The organism is Dyella sp. SG562 (assembly GCF_011759495.1).
Classification (GTDB): Bacteria; Pseudomonadota; Gammaproteobacteria; order Xanthomonadales; family Rhodanobacteraceae; genus Dyella_D; species Dyella_D marensis.
On the sequence record NZ_JAAOYS010000009.1, the window covers coordinates 17,659 to 40,718 of the forward strand.

General features: G+C 68.6%; 18 protein-coding genes and 1 riboswitch. Of the genes, 14 read left to right on the forward strand and 4 right to left on the reverse strand.

Annotated features, from left to right (window positions below; genetic code table 11):
• Window positions 1-59 precede the first annotated feature (59 nt).
• Both FHW84_RS16205 and FHW84_RS16210 read left to right on the forward strand, forming a co-directional pair.
• Window positions 60-2,792 (forward strand): LysM peptidoglycan-binding domain-containing protein, encoded by a 2,733-nt coding sequence (locus tag FHW84_RS16205; protein ID WP_167257019.1) that lies wholly within the window; start codon window positions 60-62, stop codon window positions 2,790-2,792.
• Between the two features lie 262 nt (window positions 2,793-3,054).
• Window positions 3,055-4,719, forward strand: a complete 1,665-nt coding sequence (locus FHW84_RS16210) for an APC family permease (protein ID WP_167257020.1) — start codon at window positions 3,055-3,057, stop codon at window positions 4,717-4,719.
• Window positions 4,720-4,849: 130 nt separating this feature from the next.
• Here FHW84_RS16210 and FHW84_RS16215 read toward each other — a convergent pair whose 3' ends face one another.
• The 3 genes from FHW84_RS16215 to FHW84_RS16225 are packed head-to-tail and all read right to left on the reverse strand — an operon-like array spanning window position 4,850 to window position 8,206.
• Window positions 4,850-5,938 (reverse strand): homoserine dehydrogenase, encoded by a 1,089-nt coding sequence (locus FHW84_RS16215; protein WP_167257021.1) that lies wholly within the window; start codon window positions 5,936-5,938, stop codon window positions 4,850-4,852.
• Window positions 5,935-7,140, reverse strand: coding sequence for a cystathionine gamma-synthase (gene metB / locus FHW84_RS16220; RefSeq protein ID WP_167257208.1), 1,206 nt, complete (start codon window positions 7,138-7,140; stop codon window positions 5,935-5,937). The genes FHW84_RS16215 and metB overlap by 4 nt, the downstream gene beginning before the upstream one ends.
• 46 nt (window positions 7,141-7,186) lie before the next feature.
• Window positions 7,187-8,206, reverse strand: coding sequence for a homoserine O-succinyltransferase (locus FHW84_RS16225; RefSeq protein WP_167257022.1), 1,020 nt, complete (start codon window positions 8,204-8,206; stop codon window positions 7,187-7,189).
• A gap of 79 nt (window positions 8,207-8,285) precedes the next feature.
• Window positions 8,286-8,401, reverse strand: a riboswitch (SAM riboswitch).
• A 208-nt stretch (window positions 8,402-8,609) separates the two neighbouring features.
• On the opposite strand from FHW84_RS16225, the gene FHW84_RS16230 reads away from it, so the two are divergent.
• The 12 genes from FHW84_RS16230 (at window position 8,610) to FHW84_RS16285 (ending at window position 20,374) form a co-directional block, all read left to right on the forward strand.
• A complete protein-coding gene (locus tag FHW84_RS16230) occupies window positions 8,610-9,353 on the forward strand; it encodes a 2OG-Fe dioxygenase family protein (protein ID WP_167257023.1) in 744 nt (247 codons plus the stop codon).
• Between the two features lie 59 nt (window positions 9,354-9,412).
• Window positions 9,413-9,766, forward strand: a complete 354-nt coding sequence (locus FHW84_RS16235) for a DUF1304 domain-containing protein (protein WP_167257024.1) — start codon at window positions 9,413-9,415, stop codon at window positions 9,764-9,766.
• Between the two features lie 5 nt (window positions 9,767-9,771).
• Window positions 9,772-10,434 (forward strand): M24 family metallopeptidase, encoded by a 663-nt coding sequence (locus tag FHW84_RS16240; RefSeq protein ID WP_167257025.1) that lies wholly within the window; start codon window positions 9,772-9,774, stop codon window positions 10,432-10,434.
• Window positions 10,435-10,466: 32 nt separating this feature from the next.
• Entirely contained in the window at window positions 10,467-10,964 is a 498-nt protein-coding gene (locus tag FHW84_RS16245; RefSeq protein WP_167257026.1) for a GFA family protein, read from the forward strand.
• A 45-nt stretch (window positions 10,965-11,009) separates the two neighbouring features.
• Window positions 11,010-11,267 carry a type II toxin-antitoxin system prevent-host-death family antitoxin gene (locus FHW84_RS16250; RefSeq protein ID WP_167257027.1) on the forward strand — a complete coding sequence of 86 codons (258 nt, stop codon included), beginning with the start codon at window positions 11,010-11,012 and terminating at the stop codon, window positions 11,265-11,267.
• Window positions 11,255-11,572, forward strand: a complete 318-nt coding sequence (locus FHW84_RS16255) for a type II toxin-antitoxin system RelE/ParE family toxin (RefSeq protein WP_167257028.1) — start codon at window positions 11,255-11,257, stop codon at window positions 11,570-11,572. The genes FHW84_RS16250 and FHW84_RS16255 overlap by 13 nt, the downstream gene beginning before the upstream one ends.
• Window positions 11,573-11,634: 62 nt before the next feature.
• Window positions 11,635-13,236 carry a peptide chain release factor 3 gene (locus FHW84_RS16260; RefSeq protein WP_167257029.1) on the forward strand — a complete coding sequence of 534 codons (1,602 nt, stop codon included), beginning with the start codon at window positions 11,635-11,637 and terminating at the stop codon, window positions 13,234-13,236.
• 43 nt (window positions 13,237-13,279) lie between these two features.
• Complete coding sequence (locus tag FHW84_RS16265) at window positions 13,280-14,224, forward strand: type II CAAX endopeptidase family protein (protein ID WP_167257030.1); 945 nt, start codon at window positions 13,280-13,282, stop codon at window positions 14,222-14,224.
• Between the two features lie 73 nt (window positions 14,225-14,297).
• On the forward strand, window positions 14,298-17,951 hold the full coding sequence (locus tag FHW84_RS16270; RefSeq protein ID WP_167257031.1) for a response regulator: 3,654 nt from the start codon (window positions 14,298-14,300) through the stop codon (window positions 17,949-17,951).
• The gene (locus tag FHW84_RS16275; RefSeq protein ID WP_167257032.1) at window positions 17,948-18,811 is read left to right on the forward strand and encodes a protein-glutamate O-methyltransferase CheR; all 864 of its coding nucleotides are present in this window, start codon (window positions 17,948-17,950) and stop codon (window positions 18,809-18,811) included. Before FHW84_RS16270 ends, FHW84_RS16275 begins: the two co-directional genes overlap by 4 nt.
• A gap of 1 nt (window position 18,812) precedes the next feature.
• Window positions 18,813-19,382, forward strand: coding sequence for a chemotaxis protein CheB (locus FHW84_RS16280; RefSeq protein WP_167257033.1), 570 nt, complete (start codon window positions 18,813-18,815; stop codon window positions 19,380-19,382).
• Window positions 19,379-20,374, forward strand: coding sequence for a diguanylate cyclase (locus FHW84_RS16285; RefSeq protein ID WP_167257034.1), 996 nt, complete (start codon window positions 19,379-19,381; stop codon window positions 20,372-20,374). Before FHW84_RS16280 ends, FHW84_RS16285 begins: the two co-directional genes overlap by 4 nt.
• 147 nt (window positions 20,375-20,521) lie before the next feature.
• Here FHW84_RS16285 and FHW84_RS16290 read toward each other — a convergent pair whose 3' ends face one another.
• Complete coding sequence (locus tag FHW84_RS16290; RefSeq protein WP_167257035.1) at window positions 20,522-22,990, reverse strand: acyl-CoA dehydrogenase; 2,469 nt, start codon at window positions 22,988-22,990, stop codon at window positions 20,522-20,524.
• Window positions 22,991-23,060: the final 70 nt, after the last annotated feature.

The following is a 23,060-nucleotide window of genomic DNA, read 5'->3' on the forward strand; positions in this document are numbered from 1 at the left end:
ATGACAGCGGGTCTAAATGCCAGTGCCAGTCCCCACGGCAACACGGCAAGGAGTCCGCCATGACAGTCATCGCTGCGAACGATTCCGGCAACTACGCACAGCCCCAGCTGCCCCCGCCACCGATTCATACCGTCACCGGCAACGAGACGGTCGCGCAGGTTGCGCAGCAGTACGGTGTTGCGCCGGAAGAGCTGGCGCGCGGCAACAACATCAGCGTCGACACTGCGCTGCCGCCTGGGCAGGTGCTGACGCTTCCGCCGCATGCGGCGACGAATGCCACGCAAGCGGCGCCGGCAACGCAGACACCGGCGCAGAAGACGGATGCGGCGATTGCCGCTTACCAGGCCGCGCTCAAGCAGCGCGACGACGATATGCGCAGTGCGCCACGCAACGCCGGCCTGCGCGCCGACCTGGACAGCACCGAGCAGGATCGGATCGATGCGGCGAAGAAGACCATGAATCAGGCCATCGCCGATGAAGTGGCCGGCGAGGTGGCGTTCCGCAACCAGGGCACACCGATCGCATTCCGCACGCCGACCGATCAGCTGATCGACAACGCCGGCAACGCGATCGTGGCGCGGCATCCTGGCGATGCGTCACTCGCCGCGACGATCCAGGGCGCCGTGGACACGTACAAGTTCCAGAGCCAGGTGAACGGACTGATCCCGGAGTACTTCGACGGCACCAGCGCGGCCGACAAGCTCAAGGGCATCATGCTCAATGGACAGCCGCCGGAAGTGGTCGCTGCCGTCGCGGCGGATCCGCGCGTGCAGGCCTGGGCCAAGGAAGCGGCCGTCCAGGTCGATCAGGCCTATGCCAACGGCAGGAACGGCTCGGGTTCGCTCGATGCCGCCCACGCCCTGCTCGCGAGCATGCAGGGCCTGCCGCCGCCGCTTGCCGCGGCGGTAGTGCGCCAGAGCCTGCCGGCGATCCAGAAGATGGGGCAGGTTTCGATGAACGGACCCGGCCAGCAGACCTTCGGCAGCATGCAGCGTGTGATCAGTGCGCTGGGCGAAGGACCGGATGCGCAGGATCTGGCCAACCAGGTCGCCGGCGCCTATCTGCACCAGGCCGAAGACTGGAGCCAGCAGACGCTCAATTCCGTCACGGTGGCAATGAACGGCGGCGTTCGCCCCACGCTCGCCATGGCCCTGGCCAATGCGCTGCAGAACGACGGCAGGGCCGAGCAGGCGCAGGACATCATCGCCGCCGCCACGATCGGCCAGCAAAGCTATCTCGCGAACGCCCAGGACAGTCCGCTCAAGGCCTACAACGATGCGCATGGCGCCAAGCTGGAAAAGGACGAGCACCTGGCGGAACTGCTCAATCACGCCGGGCCGTTGAACGACCAGCAGAAGCTGGCGTTTATCAAGGCTTATCGCGCCGACCCCGACAACGCGAAGGTGTACCAGGCCGAGACTGATGCCGGGCATGACCTCGCCTCGTACATGAATGCGCATCAGGATGACCTGATCGCCGCCGCCGGGCACAGTCCGGACAATGCCAAGCAGCTTTACCAGTGCATGCAGGATCTGAATCAGTCCGGCCAGGGCAAGACCTCATTGGCCTTCGTGGTGGCCATCGACAAGGATCCCGCGGCAACGAAAGCCTTCAACGGCTTCTCCGATTACCAGACCGACTTCATCGACAAAGCCATCGCCGCGGCACAAGGCCAGTTGCTGGTGGAAGGCCATGGCGACGCCAAGGGCGCGGCCACGCAGTTGCTTGCCCTGGCCGCGCCGCTGTTCCAGGCCAACGACGGCTGGTCGCAGATCACTACCAACTACACGCGCATGGCCGAAGGCAAGGAAGATGCCTTTACCGCGAAGGCGCTTGGCGAGGAGTTCAAGGAGCTTGGTCCGGGCGGCAAAGGGTTGGCGATGGCTTCGATCATGGTCAACGCCATCAATGGCTCCCTCGGCGACAATGCCAGCGGAGTGATCAACTCCTATGCCACCGCCCTCGGCACCACCGCCGGACTCGCAAGCGGCGCCCTGCAATCGCTGGTGGAAGCCGAGAAGGCCGGCACCAAGACCGCGAGCCTGGCCGAGTTCAGCGCACGCCTGGTGCCCGGCCTGTCGCTGATCGCCGCAAGCAGCGCATGCAAGTCGGATTTCGACAGCATGCAAAGCAACCCCGTCTACGCCGGCGCCGTCGTCGGCGATCTGTTTTCGGTGATCGGCAGCACGCTGGAAGTGGGCGGGGTCGAAGTGCCCGGCGCCTTTATCAATGGCATCGGCTCCCTGGTCGCGGCACCCTTCCAGTTCGCCGGCGGCCTGATCGACGACATCACGGATGCCAATCAGGTGCACGCGGACGTCAAGAAATACCTGAGCGCGGACGGCGTGAACCTGAAACCGGGCGACATCGACATGCTGGCCAGCAGCGACCCCGGCCAGGTCAAGCAATGGCTGGGCACCGGCATCTCGCCCGACGAACTGCAGGACCTGGCGCGGATCGTTCCGAACATCCTGCAGAGCAACCATTCCGGTGGTCCCGCCATCGGCTGGCTGCAGGACGCCGGTCTCAGCGGCCAGGATGTCTACGACATGCTCAAGGCCGCCGATGCGCAGGCACCGTGCGTGGGCGCGGCCGAGGTGATGCGGGTACTTTCCAATCCGAATGCGTTCAACATCGGCGGTGCGCGCAACAAGGCGACCCTGGCCGATGACCTGCGCGCCACCGCGCAGCAGGAACGGAGCGACACCATGGGCGATCCGGCGGAGAATCTGCGGACCGCGACCGCGCTGCAGGTTGCCTCCGACTGGCTGGAGCTCCACATCACCGCGTAAGGCACAAGGCAGCACCGCCTGGAGAAGCGCGCCCATGGATGGGCGCGCCTGCTTCCCAAGCGCCCTCCATACGCCCCTGAAGGTGCCGCAAACCCCTTGCCCTCCCGGCAAATGTTGCGCCGCGCCATGCACTTGCCGCACCCGCAGAATCTTCCGAAGTTCCGTCCCGCCGGGCTGACAGCCGCGCTAGGGGCTGTCATCATCCGGCCCTTGTGCCGTCCGCGGGGGCGGCCTTCGAGATCCAGATCCTGCGGGAGTTTGCATGTCCTCTTCCAGCTCCATCCGGCGCGACGTCGGTCCTTTTGCGCTCATGCTTACCGGCCTGGGCTCCATCATCGGCTCCGGCTGGCTGTTCGGCGCGTGGCGCGCGGCGGGCCTGGCGGGCCCCGGCGCCATCTGGGCATGGGTGCTCGGCGCGGCCATCATCATGACGATCGCGCTGACCTACGCGGAACTGGGCGCGATGTTCCCCGAGTCCGGCGGCATGGTGCGCTACAGCCACTACTCGCACGGTTCGCTGGTCGGCTTTATCGGCGCATGGGCCAACTGGATCGCCATCGTGTCGGTGATCCCGGTCGAGGCCGAAGCCTCGGTGCAGTACATGGCCTCGTGGCCGTGGAAATGGGCGCAAGACCTGTACATGCACATGCCCGACGGCACCGGCGAGCTCAGCAACGCGGGCATCGCCATCTCCGCCGTGCTGGTGATCGTGTACTTCCTGCTCAACTTCTGGAGCGTGAAGCTGTTCGCCCGCTCCAACACGGCCATCACCGTGTTCAAGCTGGTCGTGCCGGCCGCCACCGGCCTGGCGCTGATCGCCAGCGGCTTCCACAGCGAGAACTTCTCGGTGGGCGTGCACGGCGACGCGCATGCGATCGACTTCGCCGCGGTGCTCACCGCCGTGGCCACCGCGGGCATCGTATTCAGCTTCAACGGCTTCCAGAGCCCGGTAAACCTCGCCGGCGAAGCGCACAACCCGGGCAAGAGCATTCCGTTCGCGGTGATCGGCTCGATCGTGCTGGCCACTATCGTGTATGTGATCCTGCAGCTGGCCTATCTCGGCGCGGTGCCGCCGGAGATGCTGGCGAAGTCCGGCTGGCACGGCATCGATTTCCGCTCGCCGTTCGCGGAGCTGGCGATCATCGTCAACCTGCACTGGCTGGCGATGCTGCTCTACGTCGACGCCTTCATCAGCCCCAGCGGCACCGGCATCACCTACACCGCCACCACGGCGCGCATGATCTACGGCATGGAGCGCAACGGCACGCTGCCGAAGCTGCTGGGCCGCATCCATCCGAAGTGGGGCATCCCGCGCCCGGCGATGTGGTTCAACCTGGCGGTGTCCTATCTGTTCCTGTTCAAGTTCCGCGGCTGGGGCACGCTGGCAGCCGTGATCTCGGTGGCGACGATCATTTCCTACCTCACCGGCCCGGTCAGCGCGATGACCCTGCGCCGCACCGCCCCCAACCTGCACCGCCCGCTGCGCATCGCCGGCCTGCCGGTGCTCGCCGGCATCGCCTTCATCATGGCGACGGAACTGCTGTACTGGGCCAAGTGGCCGCTGACCGGCGAAATCATCCTGCTGATGGTCGTGGCCCTGCCGGTGTACTTCTACTACCAGCTCAAGGCCGGCTGGCACGACTTCGGCCGCCAGCTCAAGGGCGCATGGTGGCTGATCTTCTACCTGCCCACCCTGGCCCTGGTGTCCTGGGCCGGCAGCACCACGTTCGGCGGCAAGGGCTACCTCAGCTACGGCATGGACCTGGCGGTGGTCGCCGTGGTCGGCCTGGTGTTCTACCTGTGGGGTGTGAAGTCCGGCTGGCGCACGCCGTCGGTGGAAGCGGCCGAGATCGAGGCGCAGGCGCATCCGGGGGCGCCGGTGGTGCCGCCGGATGAGTTCGAGTCGGAGCGCATCGCGAAGCATTGAGCTTTGCGGACGTCCAGATAAAAACGCGCGGTGAAAGCCGCGCGTTTTTTTATGCTCAGGTCCCGGCGACGCAAGCCGGCGTAGGTTGGGGTGAGCCAACGGCGAACCCCAACATCAACCTACGTCGAGGTCAGGCCAGCGCCAGCACATCACCCAACAACGCCTGCGCCGTCACCTCCGGCCCCGCGCCCGGCCCCTGGATCACCAGCGGCTGCGAGTGGTAGCGCGTGGTGGTGAGGGCGAACTGGTTGTCCGTGCCGTACAGCCGCGCCGCTGGGTGCGTCGCCGGCACTTCGACCAGGCCGACGCGCGCCTTGCCGCGCTGGTTGAGCCGCGCCAGGAAACGCAGCACGCCGCCGCGCGCCTTCGCCTCGGCATGGCGGCGCGCCAGCGGTTCGTCGAGTTCTTCCAGGCGGGCGAGGAAGGTATCGGTGTCCACGTTGCGCAACGCCTCGGGCACCAGGCTTTCGACGTCCACTTCGTCGGGGCCCAGCGCAAAGCCCGCATTGCGCGCGATGATCAGCAGCTTGCGCGCCACGTCTTCGCCGGAAAGGTCGGAACGCGGGTCGGGTTCGGTATAGCCCAGCTTGCGCGCCTCGCGTAGCAGCGCGGAGAACGGCTGGCTGCCGTCGTACTGGTTGAACAGGTAGGACAGCGAACCGGAGAACACGCCTTCCAGCGTGAGCAGCGCATCGCCGCAGCGGCGCAGGCGGCGCAGGGTGGACAGCACCGGCAGGCCGGCGCCCACCGTGGCGGAGTCGCCGTAGCGGCCGCCTTCGGTTATCGCTGCCTGCAGCGCGCGCCAGCCGGGCAGCTCGCCGCCGGCCAGCGCCTTGTTGGCGGTGACCACGTGATAGCCGCGCGCCAGCCAGTCGGCGTGGCGTGCGGCAAGGCTGGCGTTGGCGGTGGCGTCGATGATGACTTTCACCGCCGCGCCGCTGCCGTCCAGCGCGCGCAGCAGGGCTGCGTCGTCGCGCGGCTCGCCATGGCTCTTGAGCTTCTCGCGCAGGGCGCGGTCGGCCAGTTGATGGGGATCGGTCTGCTGGCGGCGCGAGTTCGCCGCGGCCACCAGGCGCAGCGAAGCGGCGGCCGGGGTATTGAGCAGCTTGAGCAGCGCGCCGCCGACCACGCCGGTGCCGAGCAGCACGATGGCCGTGCCGCTGGCGGCCGCGGCGGGCTTGGACGTCCGGACGTCCGCTTCCGCCAGCACCGCGCTCATGCGGTCACCCGGCGTTTGTTGGCCAGCGAGGCGAACGCACGGCCCAGGGCGGCGTCGATATCGCGCACCAGGTCGTCGCCGTCTTCGATGCCCACCGAGATGCGCAGCAGGCTGTCGGCGATGCCGGCGGTGCGGCGCGCTTCCGGCGCCATCGAGGCATGGGTCATGGAGGCCGGGTGCGCGATCAGGCTTTCCACGCCACCCAGCGATTCAGCCAGCGAGAAATACCGCAGCTCGTTGACGAAGGCTTCGATCTGCGCCACCTCGCCTTCCAGCTCGAAGCTCAGCATGGCGCCGAAGCCGGCCTGCTGGCGCGCGGCCAGGGCGTGGCCGGAGTGGCTTTCCAGGCCCGGGTAGTAGACCTTGCGCACGGCGGCATGGCCGTCGAGCAGGTCGGCGATGCGCTGCGCGTTTTCCTGGTGCTGGCGCAGGCGCACGCTCAGCGTGCGCAGGCCGCGCAGGGTGAGGAAGCTGTCGAACGGCGCACCGGTCAGGCCATTGCAGTTGCCCCACCACTTCAGCTGGTCGGCCACCGCCTGGTCGCGCGCGATCACCGCGCCGCCCACCACGTCGCTGTGGCCGTTGATGTACTTGGTGGTGGAATGCACCACCACGTCCGCGCCCAGCACCAGCGGCTGCTGCAGCGCGGGCGAGAGGAAGGTGTTGTCCACCACCACCAGCGCACCGGCGGCATGCGCGGCCTGTGCCACGTGGCGGATGTCGGTGATGCGCAGCAGCGGGTTGGACGGCGTCTCCACCCACACCAGCGAAGGCTTGCCGGCCAGGCCGGCGGCCAGCGCCACGCTGTCGGTGAGGTCGACGAAGTCGAGCGTGAAGCGGCCCTTCTTGGCCCAGGCGTCGAGCAGGCGCCAGGTGCCGCCGTAGCAGTCGTGCGCGGCCAGCACGCGGCCGCCCGCCGGCACCAGTTCCAGCGCCAGCGCCACCGCCGCCATGCCGCTGGCCGTCACCACCGCGCCCGCGCCCTGTTCCAGTTCGGCCAGCGCATTGCCGAGCAGGTCGCGCGTGGGGTTGCCGCTGCGCGAGTAGTCGTAGGCGCGCTTGCCGCCCAGGCCTTCGAAGGCGTAGTTGGTCGACAGGTGCAGCGGCGGCACCACCGCGCCGTGCTGGGTGTCCGACTCGATGCCGGCGCGCACCGCGCAGGTGCTGGTGCTACAGGGGGCGGTGGTGTCGCTCATGGTGATCTCCGTTTCTTGTTGCTGGTGCGCAAGGGCGTGGGGACGAATGGGTTCAGGCCAGCGCTTCGCGCAGCAGCGGCGCGAGGCGATGGGTTTCCTTGAGGAAGGCGTCGTGGCCGTACGGCGACTCGAGCACCTCGAGCGTGGCCGGGCCATGCAGGCGGCGCTGCAGTTCGCACAGGTCCGACAGCGGCACCAGGCGATCGGACGGAAAACCGATCAGCGTGGCGGGCGCGGCGATGCGCTCCGGCGTCACGTCGTGCAGGTCGATCGATTCGGACAGGGCGAGGAAGCGCTCCACGTCGAAACGCTCGACGAAGCGGCGGCCCTGGTGCACCAGGTAGTCCTCGACCGGGAAATGGAAGCGCCCCTCGCGGAATTCCGGCGCGGCGGTGAAACGGCGCGAGAATTCCTCGCTGCCGCGGTAGGTGGTCATGGCCAGCTGGCGCGCCAGCGACAGCGCCTGCTCCGGCTGCCCGGTCTCCAGGCCCAGCCGCACGATGCCGCGCTGCACGGCGCGCTGCGCGGTGGCCAGCGGATGCGGGCGGTGCGCGCCGGCCAGCAGCACCAGGCGGTCCAGCGCATAGGGGTGGCGCGCGGCGAAGGCCAGGCCGGCCATGGCGCCGTAGGAAGAACCGATGAAGGCATGCACGCGCACGATGCCCAGCGCCTCGACCAGGGCGGCCAGGGCGTCGGCCTGGTCTTCGCTGGAGACGGCGGTGGCGCCGTCGAGTTCGGCCGGGGTCAGCCAGTCGATGCACAGCACGCGGTAGCGGTCGAGGTCGATCGGGCGGCCGGCGCCGACGGCTTCCTGCCACCAGCCGGGGGCGGCTTCGTCGTCCAGCGCCACCACGTCGCGGTTGGCGGAGATGCCGCCCTGCACGATCACGGTGGGCGCGTCCGGCGCGCCGCACCACAGGTAGCGCACGTCGACTTCGCAGGGACGGCTGCCGTACTTGGGCGAGAGACGGATGCGGCGGGAGCTGCGCTGCGTCGTGAGGTCCGCGCGGACAACGCCCGCCTGGGTACAGGGGGCAGTGGCGCTGGTGACGGGCTGGGGCTGGCTGGACATCTCGCTCTCCGGTTCGGGCATCGCCCTGCGGATCGGAGAGAGGTCGCCACGCCGCCGGCATGAGTGCCGGCACGAAGCTCGCCCATCTCTCGGCGGCGCCTGATTGCGCCTCCGCAGGAGTTGGCACCGTGGCGGGAAATCCCGCAGGTTGCCCCGGCTTCAAAGGGCCTGTCCCTCAGCCGGTCTCGATGAGTGATGCGGACTGTATCGGCGCCCGCTCGGCCGTGTCAATAGTTTGGCCGTCTAAACGTCTACACGCCCAATCGGTTCAAGATTATTCGCACAAACCCGCCAGGCCGCGCCAGACAAGGCGCCAGCAGCCCTGCGGCACGCCAGCTGCCGGCCATGTGCCGCGCCTGCGTCGGCGCTATGCTTGGCCGCTTTCCCACTCCCCGGGATGTCCATGACCGCCCCCGAACACCAGGCCGCGTCCGCCCCGGCCCTGCGCGAGCTGCTCCAGCGCGACGGCTTTGCCTTCGCCACCCACCTGGCAATGGAGCGCCTGCTGGAAGACGGCTCCCGGCAGGCGATGGCGGACTGGGCCGCATTCGCCGACAGCTGGAACGCGCTGGGCCCGGACGATTACCTGGCCGCCAAGGGCCGCCACCGGCGCCGCCGCCATGCGGTGTTCGCGGCCGGCGCGGCGGGGCCGTTCGAGCTGCGCCCGCGGCAGCCGCACTACCAGAGCCTGGACTACAACAATCTGCAGGGCGGCATCGAACGCTGGTTCGAGCCGGTACTCCCGGCCATTGCCGAAGGCCCCAGCCTGCAGCGCATCCTGGCCTTCGCCCGCGATTTCTTCGGCGCGCTGGCGCCGCAGGTGGCGCAGTGGCAGGTGGAGGTGCACCAGTTCCGCATCGAGGCCCGCGCCGGGCTGGCCGGCGAGCCCACGCCCGAGGGCGTGCACCGCGACGGGGTGGATTACGTGCTGGTGCTGCTGGTGGACCGCGAGAACATCGAAAGCGGCACCACTACCATCCACACCGCCGACGGCAGCCTGCTGGGCAGCTTCACCCTCACCCACCCGCTGGATGCGGCGCTGGTGGACGATGCGCGGGTGTTCCACGGGGTGACGCCGGTGATGCCGCGCGACCCCGGCCGGGCCGCGCACCGCGACGTGCTGGTGGTGACCTTCCGCAAGGCGTAGGTTGGGGTTCGCCGATGGCTCACCCCAACCTACAATGGATGTTCAACCAAGGAGCCGCCGTGTCCATTGCCGCCCAAATCGTCATCGCCCTGGTCGCCGTGCTGCACGTATGGTTCCTGGTGCTGGAAATGTTCCTGTGGGACAAGCCCGCCGGCCGCAAGGCCTTCGGCACCACCGCGGAATTCGCCGCGCAATCGAAGGTGCTCGCCGCCAACCAGGGCCTGTACAACGGCTTTCTCAGCGCCGGCCTGCTGTGGTCGCTGTGGCTGGGCACGGACGGCCTCGCCGTGGCGCGCTTCTTCCTGGGCTGCGTACTGGTGGCCGGGCTTTACGGCGGCTTTACCGCCTCGCGCCGCATCCTGCTGTTCCAGGCCGTGCCGGCGGCGCTGGGCCTGATCCTGCTGTGGATCTGAGCGCCATGACCGCGACCCCGCGCGAAGCTGTCGGCGCCCCCTACGACCCCGCCCTGATGCTGCGCGCCCGCGAGCGCAGCTGGGCCGTGCTGCAGGGCATCCGCGAGCGCATGCGCCCGGGCATCAGCGAGGAAGAAGCCCGGACCGAGGCCGCCGAGGTGTTCCGCGCCCATGGGCTGGAGCGGCTGTGGCACCCGGTGGTGATCCGCATCGGCGCCAACACCCTCAAGACCTTCCGCGAAGCCTCCGACCCGGCGCTGCGGCTGGGCGCGGACGACATCTATTTCATCGACCTGGGCCTGGTCTTCGACGGCCACGAGGGCGACGTCGGCGACACTTTCACCACCGGCGCCGATCCGGCCAGGCAGGCCTGCGCCGAGGCCGCCCGCACCCTGTTCGACGAAGTGGCCGCGGCCTGGCGCACCCGGGGCCTGAGCGGCGAGGCGCTGTACGCCTTCGCCGCCGAGCGGGCCGAAGCGATGGGCTGGCGCCTCAACCACGCCATCAAGGGCCACCGCGTGGGCGATTTCCCCCACGCCATCCACAAGGCCGGCGACCTGGGCACGCTGGAGCAGGCCCCGTCCGGCGGCCTGTGGATCCTGGAGATCCAGATCGCCCACCCCAGCGAGCCCTACGGCGCCTTCTACGAGGACCTGCTGGTCGAGTAGGCTGGGCCGTCCGAATCTCGGGAGCCAGTGCGATGGCGGTCGAGTTCCCGCCCCTGGACGGGGGCTGCACCTGCGGCGAAGTCCGCTACCGCCTCGGCAGCGGCCCGCTGATCGTGCACTGCTGCCACTGCCGCTGGTGCCAGCGCGAAAGCGGCGCCGCCTTCGCCCTCAACGCCATGATCGAAACCGACCGCCTGCGCCTGCTGCGCGGCCGCCCGCTCGTCGAAACCATCCCCAGCTTCAGCGGCAAGGGCCAGCAGGTCGCCCGCTGCCCGGACTGCATGGTCGCCCTGTGGAGCCACTACGCCGGCGGCGGCGCCACCTTCGCCTACGTGCGGGTCGGCACCCTGGACGACCCGGACCGCCTGCCGCCGGACATCCACGTCTTCACCGCCAGCAAGCAGCCGTGGGTGGTGATTCCGGAGGGCGCGCGAGCGGTGCCGGAGTTCTACCGGCGCAGCGAGGTGTGGACGGCGGAGAGCCTGGAGCGGCGGCGGGTGGCGCTGGAAGGATCGGCAGCTCCTGAATAGCCCCTCGGGTTGCACTGGCTGAAGTGACACTTTAGTATCACTTTCATGCGCACCGAACTTGTCACCACGCTCAAGCGCCAAGCCACCGAGCTGCTCGGCGAGCTGGAGCGCGACCGCGAACCCATTCTGATCACCCAGCACGGCGTGCCCAGCGCCTACCTGATCGACGTTGCCTCCTTCGAGAAACTTCAGCAGCGCATGACCCTGCTGGAAGGCATTGCCAGAGGCGAGCGCGCTCACGAGGAAGGTCGAAGCCTGTCCCAGGCACAGGCCAAGGCGCGCATGGCGAGATGGCTGAAGTAACGCCTCACGCCATCCGCTGGACCGAGCCTGCGCTGGCCGAACTGGACGAAATCGCCGACTACATCGCCCTGGACGACCCGCAGGCCGCCCAGGCGCTGGTGCAGCGAATCTTCGATCACGTAGACCAGCTGGCCGAACATCCGAACAGCGGTTCGAAGCCGCCCGAACTGAAAGGCTGGCGCTATCGCCAGATCATCGAGCCGCCCTGCCGGGTGTTCTACCGGGTCGACGAGGGCGAGGTGGTCATTCTTTACGTGATGCGCAGCGAACGCCTGCTCAAGGCGGCTTACCTCGAAGGCCGCTAGGCTCCAGAGAGCGGTAGAAGCACTGGTATCATTAGTGGTTTCGCATCTCCAGCCGCCCCGCCATGTACACCCACCTCGACGAAACCCTCCGCCGCCGCACCTTCGCCATCGTCAGCCACCCTGACGCCGGCAAGACCACGCTCACGGAAAAGCTGCTGCTGTTCGGCGGCGCCATCCAGATGGCCGGCTCGGTGAAGGGGCGCAAGGCTGCGCGCCATGCCACCTCGGACTGGATGGCGCTGGAAAAGGAGCGCGGCATCTCGGTCACCTCGTCGGTGATGCAGTTCCCGTACGAAGGCAAGATCGTCAATCTGCTCGATACCCCCGGCCACGCGGACTTCTCGGAAGACACCTACCGCGTGCTCACCGCGGTGGACTCCGCGCTGATGGTGATCGACTGCGCCAAGGGCGTGGAGGAACGCACCATCAAGCTGATGGAGGTGTGCCGCCTGCGCGACACGCCGATCATGACCTTCATCAACAAGCTCGATCGCGAAGGCCGCTCGCCGATCGAGCTGCTGGACGAAGTGGAATCGGTGCTCGGCATCGCCTGCGCGCCGCTGACCTGGCCGATCGGCATGGGCAAGCGCCTGAAGGGCGTCTATCACATGCTGCTGGACGAAGTGCATGTGTTCGAGCCGGGCAAGAACTTCACGCGGCAGGATTCGACCATCTTCAAGGGCCTCGACGCGCCCGGCCTCGAAGCCGCCATCGGCGCCGAGGCGATGAAGGAACTGCGCGACGAACTGGAACTGGTGCAGGGCGCCTCGCATCCGTTCGACCTGCAGCAGTACCTGGCCGGCAAGCTCACGCCGGTGTTCTTCGGCTCGGCGGTGAACAACTTCGGCGTGCAGCTGCTGCTGGACTTCTTCGTCGAGCACGCGCCCTCGCCCAAGCCGCGCGCCACGCTCAGCCGCGAGATCGAGCCGACCGAGGAAAAACTCACCGGCTTCGTGTTCAAGATCCAGGCCAACATGGACCCGGCGCACCGCGACCGCGTGGCCTTCATGCGCGTGTGCTCGGGCACCTATACCGCCGGCATGAAGATGATCCAGACCCGCACCGGCAAGGAAGTGCGCATCGCCAACGCGCTCACCTTCATGGCCAGCGACCGCGAGATCGTCGAAAGCGCCTTCCCCGGCGACGTGATCGGCCTGCACAACCACGGCACCATCAGCATCGGCGACACCTTCAGCGAAGGCGAGCCGGTGTCGTTCACCGGCATCCCCAACTTCGCGCCGGAATTGTTCCGCCGCGCGCGCCTGCGCGATCCGCTCAAGATGAAGGCGTTGCAGAAGGGCCTGGCGCAGCTCTCGGAAGAAGGCGCCACGCAGTTCTTCCGCCCGCTGATGAGCAACGACCTGGTGCTGGGCGCGGTGGGCGTGCTGCAGTTCGACGTGGTGGCGTACCGCCTGAAGGACGAATACGGCGTCGACGCCGCGTTCGAGCCGGTGGGCGTAGCCACGGCGCGGTGGGTGCACTGCGGCGATGAAAAGAAGCTGGAGGAATTCCGCGAGAAGAACGCCATGAACCTGGCGGTGGACGCGGCCGGCGAGCTGGTCTACCTGGCGCCGTCGCGGGTCAACCTGCAGCTGGCGCAGGAGCGCTGGCCGCAGGTACGCTTCTCGGCCACGCGCGAGCACGCCGCCTCCGTCGACGTCTGATATTTCAAAGAACGTTCTTCAAGGAACCTTCTTCAAGGAACGCATGGACGCTAACTCCCAACTGGCCTTCGTCCCCCCCGCCCACGCCACCGTCTGGCAACGCCGGCTGGTGTTCTCGCCGCTGGGGCGCATCGTCAACTTCGTAGTGACGATGATCGCCGCGGGCTTCGTGGTCGGCTCGGTGTTCCATGTGCTGGGCTGGAGTGCCAAGGACGCCGATCCGCTGCTGCGCGCCGTGGCCGAGATGATCGGGCGCCTGCTGCCGGCCCTGGTCGCCTACCTGATCCTGGTGCGCGGCGTGGAAAGCCGTTCCGTCGCCGAGCTGTCGCTGCGCCGCCTGCCCGCGCAGGGCGGCCTGGGCCTGGCCATCGGCATCGGCCTGATGAGCCTCACCGTGGCCGTGCTGTGGCTGCTGGGCAGCTACCACGTGCTGCACACCAACCCCGCCGCCGACTGGGCGCCGGCCGTGCTGGTGGTGGGCGTCGGGGCCGGGCTGGGCGAGGAGATCCTGTTCCGCGGCGTGCTGTTCCGCATCGTCGAGGAAGGGCTGGGCACCTGGTGGTCGCTGGCCATTTCGGCGCTGTTCTTCGGCGCCGTGCATCTGAACAATCCCGGCGCCACGCTATGGAGCTCGCTCTCGATCGCGATCGAGGCCGGCATCCTGCTGGGCCTGCTCTATCACGTCACCCGCTCGCTGTGGATCTGCGCGGGCATGCACCTGGCCTGGAACGTGCTGCAGGGCACCGTGTTCGGCATCGCCGTATCCGGCCTGCCGCCGGATGGCTTCCTGGTGGCGAAGATGACCGGCCCAGGCTGGCTCAGCGGCGGCGACTTCGGCGCCGAGGCCTCGGTGGTGGCCCTGCTGGTGTGCACCTCGCTCAGCGGCGTGCTGCTGGCGATGGCGCTGCGCCGCGGCTCGATCGTGCCGCCGGCATGGCAGCGGCGCATTCCCCCGACCGCATCGGCCACACCGACCACACCGGGCTGACGCCCGCTGCGCTACCCTGCGCCGAACGCCTGGCAGAAGGCTGTGCGCCGGGCCATCGATACAGGGAACCCGCATGGCCACCACCGTCCCCCGCCAGTATTCCTGGCTCGCGCACCAGCCGATCCAGCGCAAGATCCTCCTGGCCATCGGCAGCCTGATCGCGCTGTTCGTGATCTGCGGCTCGGTCACCCTGCTCTCGCTGAACCGGCAGGACGACAGCTGGCAATGGTCGCGCCACACCTTCGAAGTGCGCGCCGCGCTGAACGACATCATCGAAGGCCTGCAGAACAGCCAGGCCGCGGTGCGCGGCTACCTGCTCACGCAGAACCGCAAGGAACTGGATAGCTTCAAGGCGGGCAATCGCCACTCGCAGGACGGCATCGACGCGGTGCGCCGGCTCACCGCCGACAACCCCTTGCAGCAGACCCGGCTGGACCGCGTGCAGACGCTGACCCGGCAATGGCAGCAGGAAGCGCAGCAGCATGGCATCGAGGCGATCGACGCGGTCAAGGGCGCCGATGCCACCCAGCTCGCGCTGGAGCGCGCGCGTGTCCAGTCCAGCTACATGGACCACCGCACGGTGACAAGCGCCGACCTGATCGACCTGATCGACCAGATGGACACCACCGAAGCTACCCTGCTCGGCGAGCGCGAAGTCACGCAGGGCCGCGACGAGGTGTTCGTGCGCGCGGTGACCTGGGGCGCCATGCTGCTGGCCCTGCTGTTCGGCCTGGTGGTGGTGCGCTTCACCTTCCGCCTGATCACGCGGCCGCTGCGCCGCATGACCGACCTGATGAGCCGGCTGGCCCAGCACGACCACACGGTGGAGATCCGCCAGACCGAACGCCGCGACGAGATCGGCGAGATCGCCCGCGCGCTGCAGGTGTTCAAGCAGATGGCGATCGAGACGGCGGCGCAGACCTGGGTCAAGGGCAACGTGTCGGAGATCGCCGGCGAGCTGCAGAAGGTGGACGACCAGCGCGAGTTCGGCAACCGCCTCACCGGCACCCTGGTGCCGCTGCTGCAGGCCGGCGTGGGCGTGTTCTACGCCTTCGACGAGGAACGCAACCAGCTCGAGCTGCAGGGCAGCTACGGCTACCGCGAGCGGCGCCACCTCAGCACCAGCTACGCGCCGGGCGAGGGCCTGGTCGGCCAGTGCGCGCTGGAGCGCCAGGCAATCGTGCTGCAGGACGTGCCGGACGACTACGTGCGCATCCATTCCGGTACCGGCGAAGCGGCGCCGCGCAGCATCGCCGTGCTGCCGCTGCTGTCGCGCGACAAGCTGCTGGGCGTGCTGGAACTGGCCAGCTTCCAGCACCTCAGCGGCCCGCAGCAGAGCCTGCTCGACGAACTGCTGCCGATCGCCGCGCTGTCGCTGGAAAACCTCGGCCGCGCCCTGCGCACCAAGGACCTGCTCAACCGCACGCGCGAACAGGCCGACGAGCTGCGCGCCTCCGAGGAAACGCTGCGCAACCAGCAGCACGAACTGCAGGCCAGCAACGAAGAGCTCAACCTCAAGACGCGCGAACTGCAGGAGCAGTCGCAGCGGCTGCTGGCCTCCGAGGAAGAGCTGCGCGTACAGACCGAGGAGCTGCAGGCCAGCAACGAGGAACTGCGCCAGAAGACCGAGACGCTCAACCAGCAGAAGCACCTGCTCGAGGTGCTGCAGCACGAAACCCAGGAAAAAGCCGACGAGCTGGCCCGCGCCAGCCAGTACAAGTCGGAGTTCCTCGCCAACATGTCGCACGAGCTGCGCACGCCGCTGAACAGCCTGCTGATCCTGTCGCGCAGCCTGGCCGAGAACCGCGAGGGCAATCTCGACGGCGAGCAGGTGGAGTCGGCGCGCATCATCCACGACTCCGGCAGCAACCTGCTGCGCCTGATCAACGACATCCTGGATCTGTCCAAGGTCGAAGCCGGCAAGATGGAACTGGTGCTGGCCGACCTGCCGCTGGCCGACCTGGAGCGCACGCTCAAGCGCACCTTCGCGCACGTGGCGCAGGAAAAAGGCCTGGAATTCCGCGTGGAGATCGAGCCCGGCGTACCGGCCAGCATCCACACCGATGCCGCCAAGCTCGAACAGGTGGCCAACAACCTGGTGGGCAACGCCTTCAAGTTCACCCACCAGGGCGGCGTGACCGTGCGCATCGCGCGCCCGCCGTCCGGACTGGCCCTGCCGGAGGCGCTGCAAGGCAAGCCCGCGATCGCCATCGCCGTGCACGACACCGGCATCGGCATTCCGCGCGCCAAGGCCGAGCGCGTGTTCAACGCCTTCGAGCAGGTCGACGCCAGCACCAGCCGCCAGTACGGCGGCACCGGCCTGGGCCTGGCCATCTCGCGCCGGCTGGTGGAGCTGCTGGGCGGCAGCGTGGTGCTGGACAGCGAGGAAGGCCGCGGCAGCACCTTCACCATGCTGCTGCCCGAAAGCGTCGACGGCAGCGCCGCGCCCGCGCCGGCACCGGGCGCGCCGATGGAAGCCAGGCCGGCGCCGGTCAGCAGCGCGCTGCTGCCGGAAACCATCGAGGACGACCGCGACTCGCTGGCCGCGGGCGATACCGCCATCCTCATCGTGGAGGACGACCCGGTGTTCGCGCGCATCCTCGCCGACATGGTCCGCCGCAAGGGCTACCGCGCGCTGGCCGCCGCCGACGGCGAGTCCGGCCTGCAGCTGGCGCAGCGCTTCCGCCCCACCGGCATCCTGCTCGACGTGATGCTGCCGGGCATGGACGGCTGGACGGTGATCGCGCGGCTGAAAGAGAACGCGGTTACCCGGCATATCCCCGTGCATTTCATTTCCGCGGTGGACGACGCCAGCCGCGGACGCGAGCTGGGTGCGGTGGGCTTCCTCACCAAGCCGGTCAGCCGCGAATCGATCGACGGCGCGTTCGAGCGCCTGCTGCACTTCGCCGAGGGCCAGGCGCGGCGCCTGCTGATCGTGGACGACGATGCCGACTCGCGCTCGGCCATGCGCACCCTGCTGCGCGGCGACGACGTCACCATCGACGAGGCCGGCAGCGCGGAGGAAGCGCTGCAGCGCCTGGGCGAAGGCAGCTACGACTGCATCGTGCTCGACCTGGGCCTGCCCGGCATGGACGGCATGGAGCTGCTCGAGCGCCTGGGCACCGGCGGCAGCACGCCACCGGTGGTGATCTACTCCGGCCGCGACCTGAGCCGCGAGGAAAGCCTGAAGCTGCGCCAGTACACCGACAGCATCGTGATCAAGGGCGCGCGCTCGCCGGAGCGCCTGATGGACGAGGTCAGCCTGTTCCTGCACAGCATCCGCGGCGGCCACGCGCGCGCGGCCGCGCCGGCCGCCGCCCCCGCGCCGGCCGTCAACGGCATGCCCAGCGAGCTGGGCGGGCGCAAGGTGCTGCTGGTGGACGACGACATGCGCAACCTGTTCGCGCTGTCCAAGGTGCTGCGCGGCTGGGGCATGCAGGTGAACATGGCGCAGGACGGCCAGAAGGCGCTGAAGGCGCTGGACGAGCAGAGCGGCGTCGAAGTGGTGCTGATGGACATCATGATGCCGGTGATGGATGGCTACGACACCATCCGCGAGATCCGCGCGCAGCCGCGCTTCGCCAAGCTGCCGATCATCGCGCTCACCGCCAAGGCCATGCGCGGCGACCGCGAGAAATGCCTGGAAGCCGGCGCCAACGATTACCTCTCCAAGCCGATCGACATCGACAAGCTGTCGTCGATGCTGCGCGTGTGGCTGCACCGATGAAGGAGCGCGGCGCCGGCAGGACGGACGGCGAACTCGAGGACATCGAGGTCGAGCTGTTCGTGCGCGCGCTGCAGGCGCGCCACGGCTACGACTTCAGCCAGTACGCGCCGGCCTCGCTCAAGCGCCGCGTGCAGCAGCTGGTGATCGCCCACCACACCGGTACCATCAGCGCGCTCACCGGCCGCCTGCTGCACGAACCGGCGTTCCTGGCGCAGGTGCTGGAAGGCCTGTCGGTGCCGGTGTCGGAAATGTTCCGCGACCCGGAAGTGTTCAGCGCGCTGCGCCAGCAGGTGTTGCCGGTGCTGGCGTCGTATCCGCAGATCAATATCTGGCAGGCCGGCTGCGCGCACGGGCAGGAGGTCTATTCGCTGGCCATCCTGCTGGAAGAAGCCGGGCTGTACGAGCGCACCCAGATCTACGCCACCGACTTCAACGAAGCCGCGCTGCGCCACGCGCAGGAAGGCATCTATCCGGCGCGCGAGGCGCAGCTGTGGTCGCGCAACTACCTGGCGGCCGGCGGCAGCCATACGCTCGCCGACTACTACAGCGCGCGCTACGAACTGCTGAAGCTGGACAGCCGCCTGCGCCGCAACGTGATCTTCGCCAACCACAACCTGGTCACCGACGAAGTGTTCTGCGAAGCGCACCTGGTGCTGTGCCGCAACGTGCTGATCTATTTCTCCGACCCGCTGCAGGACCGCACCCTGGGCCTGTTCCGCGACAGCCTGGTGCGCGGCGGCTTCCTTTGCCTGGGCACGCGCGAAAGCCTGGATTTCGCGCCTTCCGCCGCGGATTTCACCGCCGTCGACGCGGGCCTGCGCATCTACCGGCTCGGCGCCAAGGCGCCGCAGGCGGCCTGACGTGGCGGCGCCGGAAGCCATCGCGATCGGATGCTCGGCCGGCGGCCTCACCGCGCTGGAGCGGCTGCTGGCGCAACTGGATCCACGCCTGCCGCAGACCCTGCTGGTGTGCTGCCATACCGGCTCGGCCACGGTCGAGCTGATGTGCGAGCTGCTGGCGCGGCACACCCGCCTGGCGGTGACCGAGGCGCGCGAGCGCGAACTGCCGGCGCCCGGCACGGTGCACGTGGCGCCCAGCGGCTATCACCTGCTGCTGGAGCACGACCGCCGCTTTGCGCTCAGCGTGGACCCGCGCGTGAGCTACGCGCGCCCCTCGATCGACGTACTATTCGATTCCGCCGCCGAGGCGTACCGCGAACGCCTGGTCGGCGTGGTGCTCACCGGCGCCAACAGCGACGGCGCCGAAGGACTGGCGGCGATCCGCGCGCAGGGAGGCATCGCCATCGTGCAGGAGCCCGGCGACGCGGAAGTACCGACCATGCCGCAGGCCGCGCTGGAGCGCGCCGGCGCCGACCATTGCCTGCCCCTGGCGCAGATCCCGCCGCTGCTCAACCGGCTCTGTCTCGCATGAATATCGCCCGCCCCAAGATCCTCGTCGTCGACGACACCCATGCCAACCTGGTGGCGATGCGCGTGCTGCTGGCCGATTGCGGCGCCGAGCTGCTGGAAGCCAGCAGCGGCAACCAGGCGCTGGCGATGTGCCTGGACCATGAGTTCGCGCTGATCCTGCTGGACGTGAACATGCCGGACATGGACGGCTTCGAGGTGGCCTCGCTGCTGGGCGAATCCGGCCAGCTGCAGGAGACCCCGATCATTTTCGTCACCGCGGCCTATGCGGACGACCTCCATCGGCTCAAGGGCTACCGCTTCGGCGCGGTGGACTACATCGCCAAGCCGGTGAACGACGCCATCCTGCAGTCGAAGGTGCGCGTGTTCCTGGAGCTGTACGAAGCGCGCGCGCAGTTGCGCGCCACGCTGGACGAGCTGTCGGAGCGCAACCGCCAGCTCGGCATCGAGATGGCCGAGCGCGAGCGGGTGGAAGCGCAGATCCGCCACCAGGCCACCCACGACATGCTCACCGGCCTGCCCAACCGCGTGCTGTTCCACGACCGCCTGCGCACCGCCATGCAACGCGCGCCGCGCCACGGCATGGCGTTCGCGCTGGTGCTGCTGGACATCGACGGCTTCAAGGGCATCAACGACGACCACGGGCATCCGGCCGGCGATGCGCTGTTGCGCGCGATCGCCGCGCGCCTGCACGCGGCGCTGCGCGCGAACGACACCGTCGCGCGCCTGGGCGGCGACGAATTCGCGCTGATCCTGGAAGACGTCTCCGATGCCGCGGCACTGCTGCACCGCTGCCAGGAACTGGGCGGCGAACTGGCCGCGCCCTACCCGCTGGACGGCAGCCGCGGTCCGTTCGTGGCGCAGGTGAGCGCCAGCCAGGGCATCGCGCTGTGGAGCGGCGACGCGCGCAGCGACGAGGACCTGATCCAGGCCGCCGACCGCGCGCTGTACAAGGCCAAGGAAGACGGCAAGAACCGCTGCGTCATGGCCCCCTGAAGAACGGCGCCGCAGGTTGGGGTGAGCGCAGCGAACCCCAACAAGCCTCCCAGGCCATCGATACGTCCGATCTTCCGGTTACCACGCTCGACGGCGCGGTAACCGGGGTGGTCTGTTGGGGTTCGCTGCGCTCACCCCAACCTACGCTCAGGCCGCGTCGGCGAGCTTCTTGATCTCTTCCTTGGTCTTCGCCGCGCCCAGTTCCGACGGGTCGAAATCGTCGACCGAGATGAACTCGAACACGCCCTCGCGCACGCGCTTGAGCAGGGCCGCCTCGGCGCTGTCGATGATGCCGGCCTTCTCGGCCTCGGCCAGCTGGCCGAAGTAGTCGTGCGACTTGAACTGGCCGGCCTTCTGCGCCTTGAGGAACTTGCGCTCCACCGGCTCGGCGGCGATCACGTCCGGCAGCAGCTCGTTCATGCGGCCCACCGTGTTGTTCGCCGTCGGGGTGAGATACACCCACTCCAGCAGGCGGTCGCGCGCTTCGCCCGGCGCCGTGATGATGGCGGCGACGCGGCGGCCCAGGCGGTCCGACGGCGGCACTTCGCGGCGGCCAAACGGGAACACCAGCACGCGCAGCAGCCAGGAGACCGGGCGCACCGGGAAGTTGCGGATCGCGCCGTCCAGCGCCATCTGCGTACGCCACATGCACTCGTGGAAGGCCCAGGCCAGCAGCGGACGGTCCGCTTCCGGACGGCCGGTGTCCTCGTAGCGCTTGAGCATGGCGCTGGCGATGTACAGATAGCTCAGCACGTCGCCCAGGCGCGCCGACAGTTTCTCCTTGAACTTCAGCTTGCCGCCGAGCACGCCCATGAAGGTGTCCGCGCACAGCGCCAGCGCGGCCGAATAGCGGTCGAGCTTGCGGTAGTAGCGGCGCGTGTAGGCGTCGCCCGCGGCCTCGCCGATGCGCGAACCGGTGAAGCCCAGGGTGAAGGCGCGCACCGCATTGGAAATGCCGAAGCCGATATGGCTGAACAGCAGGCGGTCGAAAGTCTTCAGGCGGTCGCCGTAATCGGCGATCGACAGCGCCTGCATTTCCTTCAGCACGTACGGATGGCAGCGGATCGCGCCCTGGCCGAAGATCATCAGGCTGCGCGTCATGATGTTCGCGCCTTCCACCGTGATGGCGATCGGCACGCCCTGCCAGGCGCGGCCGGCGTAGTTCTTCGGGCCCAGCTGCACGGCCTTGCCGCCGTGCACGTCCATGGCGTCGCCGGCGATGATGCGGCCCCACTCGGTGGCGTGGTACTTGGCGATGGCCGACGGCACGGCCGGCTTCTCGCCGCGGTCCACCGCGGCAGCCGTGGCGCGCGACAGCGCAGCGGTGGCATAGGTCAGGCCGCCGATGCGCGCGAGCGCTTCTTCCACGCCTTCGAAACGCGCGATGGAGAGACCGAACTGCTTGCGCATGCGCGCATAGGCTCCGGTGGCGGCCACGGCGGAACGCACGCCGCCGGTGGCATTGGACGGCAGCGAAATGGCGCGGCCTACCGACAGGCATTCCACCAGCATGCGCCAGCCGTGGCCGGCCATGCTCGGCCCGCCGATCAGCACCGACATCGGCACGAAGATGTCCTTGCCGTGCACCGGGCCGTTCTGGAACGGAATGTTGAGCGGGAAGTGGCGGCGGCCGATTTCCAGGCCCGCGGTGGAGCGCGGAATCAGCGCCAGGGTGATGCCCAGGTCTTCCTTGTCGCCCAGCAGCTTCTCCGGGTCGTACATGCGGAAGGCCAGGCCGACCACGGTGGCGATCGGCGCCAGCGTGATGTAGCGCTTGTCGAAGGTGAGGCGGATGCCGAGCGTCTCGACGCCGTCCACCGTCTGCTTGCAGACGATGCCGAAGTCGGTGATCGAGGTGGCGTCGGAGCCGGCATACGGGCCGGTAAGCGCGAAGCAGGGAATCTCCTCGCCCACCGCCAGGCGCGGCAGGTAGTAGTTCTTCTGCTCGTCGCTGCCGTAGTGCAGCAGCAGCTCGGCCGGGCCGAGCGAATTGGGCACGGCGACGGTGGAGGCCACGGTGGCCGACATGGTCGCCAGCTTCTGCAGCACCGCCGAATGCGCCAGCGCGGAGAAGCCCAGGCCGCCGTACTGCTTCGGGATGATCATGCCGAAGAACTTGTGCTTCTTGATGAAGGCCCAGACGTCCGGCGGCAGGTCGGCCAGCTCGTGGGTGATCTGCCAGTCGTTGAGCATGCCGCACAGCTGTTCCACCGGGCCGTCCATATAGGCCTGTTCCTCGGTGCTCAGCTCCGGCTTGGGCTGCTTCATCAGCTCGTGCCAGTCCGGCTTGCCGGAGAACAGCTGGCCTTCGAAACCGACGGTGCCGGCTTCCAGCGCGGTCTGCTCGGTTTCCGACAGCTTCGGCGTGACCTTGGCGAACAGCTTCAGCAGCGGCGCGCTGATCTTCTTGCGGCGGAAGTCGATCATCAGCAGCGGCACGGCGACCACCAGCTCGAGGATCAGCAGCACGACCGTGGTGGCCGGCGCGCCGGCGATCAGGCCCACGACCAGGGTGGCGCCGACGGTGACGATCGCCCAGGTCCGCAGGCTGCTGCGATGGTAGGCACAGGCGCCGGTGGCGATGAGGGCCGCCAGCAGGGTGAGGATCACGGACATGAAAGCACCTCGTCGCGAATGGCGTTGTGGCGATGGACAGGCATGGGCATTACTCAGTCAGGAAAACCGC